Raw genomic sequence first — 10,291 nt, forward strand, 5'->3', positions numbered from 1 at the left:
GGCGTGCCGCCGCCGGCCGTTCCTGGCGGCCCCGGGCAGACCAGCCGCGCGGCGCGAGCCCCGCTCGATGTCCGCACCCGCTGCGCCCCGCCGACCAGGGAGCATCCGGCTCCGCGGCCGACGACGGGGCGAACACCGCGCCCCTGTCGCCCGGGCGGCGCCAAGGCGAGATCACCCGCCGTCACGGCGGCTCAGAACCGCCACCGGGTCTGGCTGAAGTGGCCCTTCCGGAACGCCAGGATCTTCGCCGGGCGGATCCGGAAGACCACGGCCACGTTCCCCCCGCCACCGGAGCCGTGGAAACGACCGTCGCGGACCTCGAACCGCCAGGCCTCCCCGTACTTGTCCAGGTAGGACGAGGCCACCTCCTGGAGCACCGCCTCCTCCGAGACGGGCTCGGCCACCCCCTCCACGACGACGTCGAGACCCTCGTCGAGCTGGTTCGAGCCGGTGGTCAGCGCGCACAGCGGGTTCCGCTGGAGGTTGCGGGCCTTCTGCTCGTCCTCGCCGGTGCAGAAGTAGGCCGCCCGGTGCAGCCACACGCCGAGCAGGGTGCTCACGTGCGGACGGCCGTCGTCGCGCACGCTCGACAGCCAGTAGGTCTCCGCGCCGCGCAACGCCTTCTCCATGCTCAACCAGCTGGTCGGCAGTGCGTCCGGAGCGCTGAACCTCGGGTCCAGCTCCGCGACGGGCTCGGTGATCGCCATCGTTGTTCCCCTCTCGTTGTTGAGGCTTCCGACTGGGTTGACTCGTGTGGCCGGGCGAACTGGTCGCTCCGCCCCGGGGGCGAAGCGTGCGGCCGGCCGCACGGGGGTCCCCGCCGTACGGCTCGGGATGAGCCTCGCTGGCGACGGGAGGGGATGCGCGGCAGGACACGGTCACGCAGGCCGGCCGGATGCCGCCAGCCCCACGGATGGGGGACGTGTGGGGTTGGGGGCGGGGCAGCCGGGTCGTGTCACCGCCGCGCTGGGGCTGCCGGCCGCCGTCCACGGTGTCCTGTTGGCAACGATGTCCGGGCTTGGCGATCGTGTCGCGGGACCGTGTGCGACGGCGGATCGAGACTGCCGAACGGTCGCCGTGTGATCCAGCACGCTGCCACACTGAGCGGGTGGCGGCCGACGCACCGACGATCCTGGCGACCTCGATGGGGTTCAACCGCGCCCGGGACCCGTGGCGGCCCGGCCCGGTCTTCTCCTACGCCTTCGACCTGGCCGGCGGGCCGCCCCGCCCGCGGTTGCGCTTCGTATCGACCGGCACGGGCGATCGGCAGGCCAGCATCGACGCCTTCTACGCGGCGTTCGCCGGCACCGAGGTGCGCACCTCCCACCTAGCGCTGTTCGAGCAACCCAACGTGCCCGATGTAGCCGCTCACCTGCACGAGCAGGACGTCATTTGGGTGGACAGGGGGAGCGTGGTCAACCTGCTGGCGGTTTGGCACGCCCACGACCTGCCGGCCATCCTGGCCGACTGTTGGCAAGCAGGGGTCGTGCTGGCCGGTGAGTCGGCCGGGTCGCTGTGCTGGCACAGGTGCACGGTCACCGATTCCTACGGCGGCGTTCGCGGCACCGGCGAGGGTTTGGGATTGCTGCCTTATGCCAACGCGGTGCACTACGGCGAAGGCGGGCGGCGGGCGGCGTTCCACCACCTGCTCGCCGCTGACGATGCTGCGGGCGGTCTGGTCGGCTACGCCACCGACACCGGTGCCGGGCTGCATTACGAGCACGACAGGCTGGTGGCCGCGATCGCCGACCGGCCGAACGCGGGCGTCTACCGTGTCACCCGGTTCTCAAACGGCGAGGTGCGTGAGGAACCGCTCGATGCGCTCCGGCTGAAACGGGACAAGGGCGCATAACCGGCAGGCCGATGGTTAGCTGGACAGCCGGTGGGCGAGGTCGGATATCTCCCCGCGCACGTCCGCACGAACCTTCCACTGGCGCAGCACATGCGATGTGCGGCGGACCTCGCTCAAGGCGGAGTGCGAGCCGACCTGGTCGTGGGCGTCCAGCGTTTCCCAGGCCAGTCGGACGGCGTCGGCCGGTTGGCCGGCGTTGGCATACGCGTGAGCCAGCTTCGCGCGGCTGATTGTGGCCGTGCGGGGCGAGGAGCGGGCCAGTCCGTCCAACCGGGGTTGTAGCGCGTCGATCACGTCGGTACCGAGACCGAGGTAGATGTCGCAGGTGGTTTGGTAGACCGCGTACAGGTCGTCGCCGACGACGCTGCGCTGCCCCAAGCGGACTTCGTCGTCCCGGCTGGGCTGGGCGAGCAGGCGCATCGCTTCGTCCAGCACCCGCGCACTGGCGTCGCCCTGGCCAGCCAGGGCGTAGCCCTTTGCTGTCTCCTTGGCTGCGAGGCCCCGCACCCAGGACAGCTCGGGCATGTCCAGAACCGGTGCGGCGGCGTCGACCGCGCGCAGCCTGTCGCCAGTGAAATTGATGACCAGCATGGAGCGGCGGACGAATGTGTAGCCAACCATCGGCTCCCACCGGGCCGCCGCTGCCCACTGGGCGGCCCGGTCGACCCAGTACAACGCGCTGGTCACGTCGCTGGCCTCCTCGCACAGCCAGGACAGGGACTCGGCATAGCGAGCCTGCATGATCGCATAGGCACCCCGCCTGGATGCGGGTGCGCGGCGACGCAGCCGGTCCAGTAGTGCGACCTGGCTGATCATGCCGTCGATCAACCGGGCCGGCGGTAGTGACCGCGCCATGGTGGAGAACCCGGCGAACGCTCGCTCGAACTCCGCCAACGCGTCGCCGGCAGCGTCGTCACCAAGGTCGAGGCGGCCGAGCATGTGGTCGACCCGGTCAGCCAGGGCGCCCCCGAGCGCTCCGATGCTTAGCCCGGCCAGCAGTTCCCTGCGTGAGACCGGCATCGTCGCTCCTCCTTTCGGCAGCCGCACGACCAGCACGTCATTGGCCGCATCGGCGAGCACGGGCCCGCACGCTGGTCCGGTGTGAGGCACAGTATGCGCGCGATCGTCCTGCCCGAAGTTGCTTACGGGCACGAGGGCGGTGATCGCCCCGCCCGTGCCGTAGAAGGCGTCCAATGCCTCGGCCAGCCACGGCTGGAGCTGCCGCTGCCCGTTCTCCACATACGAGACTAGTGACTCGGCACAGCCGGCCTGCCGAGCTACGGCGGCCAGCGTCAGGTTCCGGGAGGTGCGCAGCTCTCGAAGCATCGCTCCGAGTCGGTGGTTACCGGGCACGCGGGATCTCCTCGGTAGTTGGTCTCGGCGGGACCTTGACAGTTTTTCACAGCTGAGAGTGATCGGTGGACCACGTCGAGTAATCACGGCAATCTGCTGGTTGCGGAGCTCTCGCAGCGAGCCAGGGAGGTGAACGTCGTGAGCTCGGAGAGTGGCGGAGAACCAGGCGTTGGCGGAGACCGCACCCGACGCTGGTCGAAGCACTTGGCAGGCGCCCGACCGAGCCACCCTACGACCTCGTACCGGCGTCCTGGTGGTGGTCGGTGTTGGCCCCCCAGACTCGTCCACGTGTGGTCTCGCCGGTTGACGTGCCGGTAGTTGAGGGCTACCGGCACAGGCCGGTCAGCGGCCGGACCCATCCAATCTCGATCTACTTCGTCGCTTTCGCAACGGACTGCGCGACCTGCCGACCAACCGAGGTGAGCACCTATGCATGTCCATGCTCTCGCCGACATCGCCGCCGAGGCCAATTCCGCCGCGCTGTCGAACTTCGCCCGCGAGCACAAGTCCGATGCCGGCTACCTGGATGTCGCGGCCAACACTCACGGCGCGGAGAAGGGTTTTTTGGTGTACGGAGCCCTGGGGCGTATCGGGCGAGCCCGACCACGGGTGGTCGAGGTTGGCCCCGGTGGCGGGGCCGCGGTCTCCTACCTGGCCACCCAACTCGCCGACGGCAGCATCACCGACTCCCACCCTGTGTCCGACGTGCATCTGACGTTGATCGAGGCACCGGGTGTGGCCTCGCAAGCGCTGACCCGCGCAATCGACGAGTTCAACCGCGTCGGAGAGTGCGAGCTGCGACACGGATTCGCTCAGGACATCGCCACCCTGTTGGCCGAGCCCGTCGACGTCATCAGTGCGTCCGCGCTGTTGCACGAGATGTACTCCTACGGCGGCGGCTACCCCGGACTGCACGCGATGATGCGCACCTTGCCGACAGTGCTGAACCCCGGCGGCTTCTTCGCCTACCGAGATGTGTACGCCGTGGACGGGCCGTCACTGCACGAGCGGGTCATCCAGTACTACAACTCGCGGGCCTGGCTGACTTTTCTGCGGCTGTTCACACCGCAGTACCTCGCGGAAGGCACGCATTCGTACCATCGCGCCGATGACGAACTGGTGGCCCGCCAGAACTCGCGGATCGTGCCGGTAGCCGAACTGGACCGGGCGACCTGCGCCGTAATCACGGCACCGATCGGGTTGTTCCGGGAGATCCAGCGCCACTACATCACCTTCCGCGACCATGTGTGGCGCTCCGGGATGCTGGGATTCACGCCAGTGCTGGATGGCGACCTCGCGGCAGACTGGATCGACTTCCGCTCCGGCCACAAACGGGTGCACTACCAGCTTGGTGACGAGGTGCCGTGGCTGACCACCAGCCAGCGGAAGATGCTGGCTGCGGTGAGCGAACCCTGCGCTGATCACCACACGATCGACAGCGACATCTTCGACTCGGTGACCGACGTGGCCCTGCTGGCGTTCCTGGACGCCGCTGAGTCAGGCGACCCCACCTGTCGGCAGGTGTGGAATGCGTGGCTACTGCGGGAAGGCCGCGAGACCTATGCCTACATGACGGCTGACCAATTGCTCACCGCGTTCGCGGTGCACTCGGCCGAAGCCGACACCGATACGGTGTTGATACCAGTCCAGGCTGGCGACATCACCCGGGTTGATCGGCACTACTACAACCGGTTCCTGACCAAGCGGCTGGCCAACCCGCTGCCCGACGCCAAACAGCTCGTGTTGTTCCAGAACGTGCCGCGCGGCGACGTGGCCGCACTACGGCGGGCGTTCGACACGGTGGCTGACCGCTGCGGCAAGCCCAGCCTGGCCCGCATGTACACGGCGATCAACAGAGGAGACAACTGGACGCCATGAGCGTGATCGAGATGGAGCGCAAGCGTGAACTGGCGGACGCCTCCGCTTTGCGGGCCCGGCTGGTCGAGGCCGGATACCGCGAGGCAGGTACCAGCGTCGAGGTCGACACCTACTACAGCCGCCCCGACATCGACTTCCTCTCCACCGTCGAGTGCCTGCGGGTCCGGCAACGCGACGGGTTCGCCGAGATCACGTACAAACCGGCGTCCACCGCGGACACGCACTTGGCCGCGGACATCATCGCCAAGCCCGAAACCAACGTCATCCTTTCCGGCCCGGACCAGGCTACGGCGGCCAGTACGCTGCTCGACGTACTGGGCATGGTGAGGCTCTGCCGGGTGGAGAAGACTCGCACCACTTTCCGGCATCCGGACCGCGACGACGTCACCGTAGTCATCGACCTCATCACCGGCGTCGGTGCGTTCGCCGAGACCGAGGTGATGGCCACCGACCCCGAGGTGGCGGGGAGACTGCTGAACGGGGTGGAGCAGCGGCTCGGTCTGGCCAACTGCGCGGTCGTACGCCTGCCCTACCGGGATCTGGTCATCCAACACGAACGGGCCGACGTCACGGAGGTGGGCCCCCGGCTGGCCGGCCCGATTCAGGGACGCTGAGCAGGAAGTCGGACACGAGCTCGCGGACGATCAGCGCCTGAATTAGTTGGTCACACACGTTCGCCCAGTCTTGGTGCTTGTCGATGACCATTCAGCTCAGTGGCCTGGCGATCGGGATCCGCACCGGCCCCGGAGGGCCGGTGCAACCGCGAGCTCGCGGAGACCGAGGGCCGGCTACCTACCCGGTTGCGATTCTCACCGGCCCCGGAGGGCCGGTGCAACGTCACGGGTATGGCCATCGCCGAGGACGTGGACGGGTTGCGATCCTCACCGGCCCCGGAGGGCCGGTGCAACTGTGCAGCGAGTGGTGCCGGCGCTGCGGCGGGTCGTTGCGATCCTCACCGGCCCCGGAGGGCCGGTGCAACCGCTGGGCCTGACCCGCATGGATCGCCTCAGTAGACATGTTGCGATCCTCACCGGCCCCGGAGGGCCGGTGCAACCCGATGCGGGCGGCCAGGGTCCGGATCAGGAGGTCGTTGCGATCCTCACCGGCCCCGGAGGGCCGGTGCAACCAGATCTACAAGAGGAAGAGGAAGAACCATCTGAAGTTGCGATCCTCACCGGCCCCGGAGGGCCGGTGCAACCACTGAGCTGACCCCCCCCACACACACAGAAGGAGTTGCGATCCTCACCGGCCCCGGAGGGCCGGTGCAACGCTGCGCGAGCAGCGGTTTTCCAGATTACGCCTTCGACCATGCGCAGGAAGAACGGGCAAAACGGGCGACACGCCCGGGATCTGGTTGGGAGAGGTCAGGCGTGTCGCGTGACGCTTCCGATTCCCAAGCAGGATCATGACCCTCCGAACCCGCGCCGTCGTCCGACGCGGCCTCAACGCACGGCCGCCGCTCACCAGCACGGCAGCTCCACGGTACCGCCCGCCGCACGGCGTCCGTCCCCCCGTCTCCGTCGGTGGTCCGGCTCCCGTGCTGCCCCCGCCCACAGCCTTCCCGCCGCGACGCACCTCGTTGTCGTGGCGACGCAGATGGCGGGGGCCCCGGACGCTCAGCGGAATCCCGTACGGCCTCGTCCACTCCACACCGCGCGGGGGCGGTCCCCGGCGGCGCCGGACATCAGTGAACGGGAGGGCACCGACACCCGGGAAGGGCGCTCCGGAGTACGCACTGGACGGTCGCACGATCCCCGCTGGCGGCGGTTGTGCCGCCACCCTGGCCGTCGGCCGTGCTGAATAGGATGAGCTAGATCATCATTTCGAGTCCCGACCACACGTTGGGGTGAACTGGGGATTGGGACAGTGAACCAGAAATTCCAGGTGGACCTTCGCGGAGTCGTCGATCTGCTCAGCCACCACCTGTACTCCAGCCCACGCGTCTACCTGCGGGAACTGTTGCAGAACGCCGTGGACGCGGTGACGGCCCGCCGCGTCGGAAATCCCGACGCCCCCGCCGCCATCGGGATCGAACTCACCGACCGCGCGCTCACCATCAACGACACCGGGGTGGGCCTGACGGAGTCGCAGGTCCACGAACTCCTCGCCACCATCGGTCGCAGCTCCAAGCGGGACGAACTCGGTTTCGCCCGTCACGAGTTCCTGGGCCAGTTCGGCATCGGACTGCTCTCCGCCTTCCTCGTGGCCGACGAGGTCCGCGTCGTGACCCGCTCCGTGGCGGGTGGTCCGGCGGTGGAATGGGTCGGCCGGTCCGACGGGACCTACGCCATCGGCCCGGCCGAGCGGGACGAACCCGGAACCACCGTCGTCCTCCGCGCCCGGCGCGGCGCGGAGCAGTGGTTCGAACCGGCGACGGTGCGGGACCTCAGCCGGCTCTACGGATCCCTGTTGCCCTTCCGGGTGACCGTCGACGGCGAGGCCGTCAGCGGGGACGGACCGCCGTGGCGGTCCGACGACCGGACCTCGGGGGAACGGGACGCGGACCTGCTCGGCTACGCGCAGGACACCTTCGGTTTCACCCCGCTCGACGTGATCGACCTGGCGGTTCCCGAGGCGGGGCTGTCCGGGGTGGCCTACGTGTTGCCCTTCCCCGCCAACCCGGCCGAGCGGGCCGGGCACCGCGTCTACCTGAAGCGGATGTTGCTCACCGAGAGCGGTGAGGGACTGCTGCCCGACTGGGCGTTCTTCGCCCGCTGCGTCGTCGACGCGGAGGGACTGCGGCCCACCGCGAGCAGGGAGGCGCTGTACGACGACGGTCTGCTCGAGGCGACCCGCCAGGCGTTGGGCGCCCGGCTGCGCGGCTGGTTGACGGGGCTGGCCAGGACCCGGCCGGCGCGGTTGGCCAGGTTCCTGGAGATCCACCACCTGGGGGTGAAGGCGCTGGCCCTGCACGACGACGAGATGCTGCGCCTCGTCGAGCGGTGGATGCCGTTGGAGACCAACGTCGGCCGGATGACGCTGGCCGACTTCCGCGCCCGCCACGGCACGGTGCGGTACACGACGACGGCCGAGGACTTCCGCCAGCTGGCCTCGGTCGCCGCCGCCCAGGGCCTCGCCGTGGTCAACGGCGGGTACACCTACGACGCGGAGATCATCAACCGGCTGCCGGGTGTGGATCCGGACGCCGTGGTGGTGCGGCTCGACCCCACGGACCTGGTCACCCGGTTCGAACCGGTCGATGCGGCGGAGGAACTGGCCGCGCGGCCGTTCGTCACCGCCGCACAGGACGTGCTCGACCGGCTCGGCTGCGAACTCGTGCTGCGCTCCTTCGACCCGGCCAGCCTGCCGGTGCTGTACCTGGTCGACCGGTCGGCGGCCTTCCAGGCCGAGTTGCGGTCCACCCGGGAGCAGGTGGACGACCTGTGGGCCGGGGTGTTGTCGTCCTTCGAGAAGCCCAGGGAGGACCGCCCGCGCCTGGTGCTGAACCACCGCAACGAGCTGGTGCGGCGCATCCTCGCGTCCCGGGAGCCCGAGGCGGTGCGGCTGGCGGTCGAGTCGCTGTACGGGCAGGCGCTCCTCCTCGGCTACCACCCGATCCGACCGGCGGACGCCGCCCTTCTGAACCGCTCGTTTCTCGGCCTGCTGGAGCGGGCCATCCCTTCGGAGGACCAGCAGTGAGCCACAGCGAGCAGGAGGTCGAGGAGATGCTGCGGGCGGCCTGGCGGCTGCCCTACGGTGCCTCCCAGATCGCCGCGGCCGAGGAGGTGGTGCGTCGGTCGGACGCGGTGGGGAGCCCCGAGCTGCGGTACGCGGCCCGGATCCTGGCGGTGTCGGCGTACCAGTACGGGGGCGAACCGGCGAGGATGGTCGTGCCGTTCTCCTGGTGCCTGGCCGCCTACGACCGGGGTGAGTCGGACGGGCGGTTCGACCACCAGTTGTTCTGGTACTTCAAGGGCGTGGTCGGGGCGTTGACCTGTTTCCCCGAGGTGCCGCTCGACCGCACGAGGGCGGTGCTGGCCGACATGGAGCGGCGCTACCGGCTCGCCGGGCACGGGGTGGGTCCGGTGCACCAGCACCGGGCGATGGTGCACCGGCACCTCGGTGACCTCGACGCCGCCGAGGAGGAGTACCGGTTGTGGTGCGCCAGTCCCCGGGGCGAGATGTCCGACTGCGCGGGCTGCGAACCGAGCGAGAAGGTGTACCACCTCGAACGCACCGGCCGGTACGAGGAGGCGGTGGCGCTCGCCGTGCCGGTGCTCGACGGTGAGCTGACGTGCAGCGAGCAGCCGCACGGCATCCTGACGGCGCTGCTCCGGCCGTACCTGCGGGTGGGTGCCCTCGACGACGCCGCCGATGCCCACCGGCGCGCCTACCGGGCGGTCCAGCACGACAGGGGTGAACTGTCCCTGGTCGCCGAGCACGTCCGGTTCTGCGCGTTGAGCGGGAACGAGGTGCGCGGGCTGGAACTGGTGGAACGGCACCTCGGGTGGCTCGACGAGCCGCCGTCGCCGTTGGCCGAGATGGAGTTCGCGGTCGCGGCCGCCCGCATCCTCGACCTGATCGCCGCGCGGGGGCACGGTGACGACCCCGTGCGGCGCCCCGGGTTCCGGGGTCGCGAGGCGACGACCGTGCCGGTGGCGCGGTTGCGGGACGAGCTCGCCGACCGGGCGTTGGCCGTGGCGGCGCGGTTCGACGCGCGCAACGGCAGCTCCTACCAGAGCGAGTTGGTGCGCGGCCAACTCGTGGAGGAGCCGCTGGTCGACCACCTGCCGTTGTCGGGCCTGGTGCGGCGTGGCCGTACCGGGCAGGCGGCACCGCCACCGGCGCCGAGCGACCCGCCGGTCACCGAGGCACTGCCCGAGCGGCCGGAGGCGTTGGCCGAGGTCGCCGAGCGGGAGATGTGGTTCGAGAACGAGGGGCGGGCCGCGGCGGCGTGGGCGCGGTTCGACGAGGTGTGCCCGCACCCGGAACCCGGGTTGCTGGCGCGGCGGCTGGTGGCGCACGGGTTCCGCCTCGCCGACGGTGACGTGGAACTGGCCGAGGAGACCTGGCGGCGGGCGGTGACCCTGTTCTCGCGGGCGGGGGACCTGGTCCGGGAGAACGAGACGCGCACCCGGCTGGGGGTGCTGCTCTGCCAGGGCGGCCGGTCCGAGGAGGGGCTCGCCGAGATCAACCGGGGCCTGCTGGCGCTCGAGGGTGACGGCCACCAGGGTGAGGCGCTGCGAGCCCGCTGCCGGCTGGGCGGCG

The 10,291-nt window shown here is 70.1% G+C and carries 7 protein-coding genes, 1 pseudogene and 1 CRISPR repeat array; of the genes and pseudogenes, 5 read left to right on the forward strand and 3 right to left on the reverse strand.

The window, feature by feature from the left end:
- Positions 1 to 191 precede the first annotated feature (191 nt).
- Entirely contained in the window at positions 192 to 707 is a 516-nt protein-coding gene (locus ACTIDRAF_RS0205365) for a pyridoxamine 5'-phosphate oxidase family protein (protein WP_016697686.1), read from the reverse strand.
- A 401-nt stretch (positions 708 to 1,108) separates the two neighbouring features.
- Between ACTIDRAF_RS0205365 and ACTIDRAF_RS0205370 the strand changes: the two genes are divergently transcribed.
- Positions 1,109 to 1,852: a Type 1 glutamine amidotransferase-like domain-containing protein gene (locus ACTIDRAF_RS0205370; protein WP_016697688.1), complete on the forward strand. Its 744-nt coding sequence runs from the start codon at positions 1,109 to 1,111 to the stop codon at positions 1,850 to 1,852.
- 15 nt (positions 1,853 to 1,867) lie between these two features.
- Here ACTIDRAF_RS0205370 and ACTIDRAF_RS0205375 read toward each other — a convergent pair whose 3' ends face one another.
- Complete coding sequence (locus ACTIDRAF_RS0205375) at positions 1,868 to 2,872, reverse strand: hypothetical protein (protein ID WP_245533449.1); 1,005 nt, start codon at positions 2,870 to 2,872, stop codon at positions 1,868 to 1,870.
- 156 nt (positions 2,873 to 3,028) lie between these two features.
- Positions 3,029 to 3,178: pseudogene (locus ACTIDRAF_RS35515) on the reverse strand (helix-turn-helix domain-containing protein); the annotation flags it as partial.
- Between the two features lie 456 nt (positions 3,179 to 3,634).
- Here ACTIDRAF_RS35515 and ACTIDRAF_RS0205380 point away from each other — a divergent pair.
- From ACTIDRAF_RS0205380 to ACTIDRAF_RS27350, 4 genes are all read left to right on the forward strand, one after another.
- Positions 3,635 to 5,083, forward strand: a complete 1,449-nt coding sequence (locus tag ACTIDRAF_RS0205380) for a class I SAM-dependent methyltransferase (RefSeq protein ID WP_016697690.1) — start codon at positions 3,635 to 3,637, stop codon at positions 5,081 to 5,083.
- Positions 5,080 to 5,697, forward strand: a complete 618-nt coding sequence (locus tag ACTIDRAF_RS27345; RefSeq protein ID WP_016697691.1) for a class IV adenylate cyclase — start codon at positions 5,080 to 5,082, stop codon at positions 5,695 to 5,697. The genes ACTIDRAF_RS0205380 and ACTIDRAF_RS27345 overlap by 4 nt, the downstream gene beginning before the upstream one ends.
- Positions 5,698 to 5,807: 110 nt before the next feature.
- Positions 5,808 to 6,353: a CRISPR direct-repeat array (repeat unit 38 nt; unit sequence GTTGCGATCCTCACCGGCCCCGGAGGGCCGGTGCAACC).
- A gap of 596 nt (positions 6,354 to 6,949) precedes the next feature.
- Entirely contained in the window at positions 6,950 to 8,722 is a 1,773-nt protein-coding gene (locus tag ACTIDRAF_RS0205390) for an HSP90 family protein (protein ID WP_016697692.1), read from the forward strand.
- Positions 8,719 to 10,291 (forward strand): hypothetical protein (locus tag ACTIDRAF_RS27350; protein WP_016697693.1); only part of this gene is annotated, 1,573 nt, incomplete at its 3' end. The genes ACTIDRAF_RS0205390 and ACTIDRAF_RS27350, both read left to right, overlap by 4 nt.

Source organism: Actinoalloteichus spitiensis RMV-1378, from assembly GCF_000239155.1.
Taxonomy (GTDB): domain Bacteria; phylum Actinomycetota; class Actinomycetes; order Mycobacteriales; family Pseudonocardiaceae; genus Actinoalloteichus_B; species Actinoalloteichus_B spitiensis.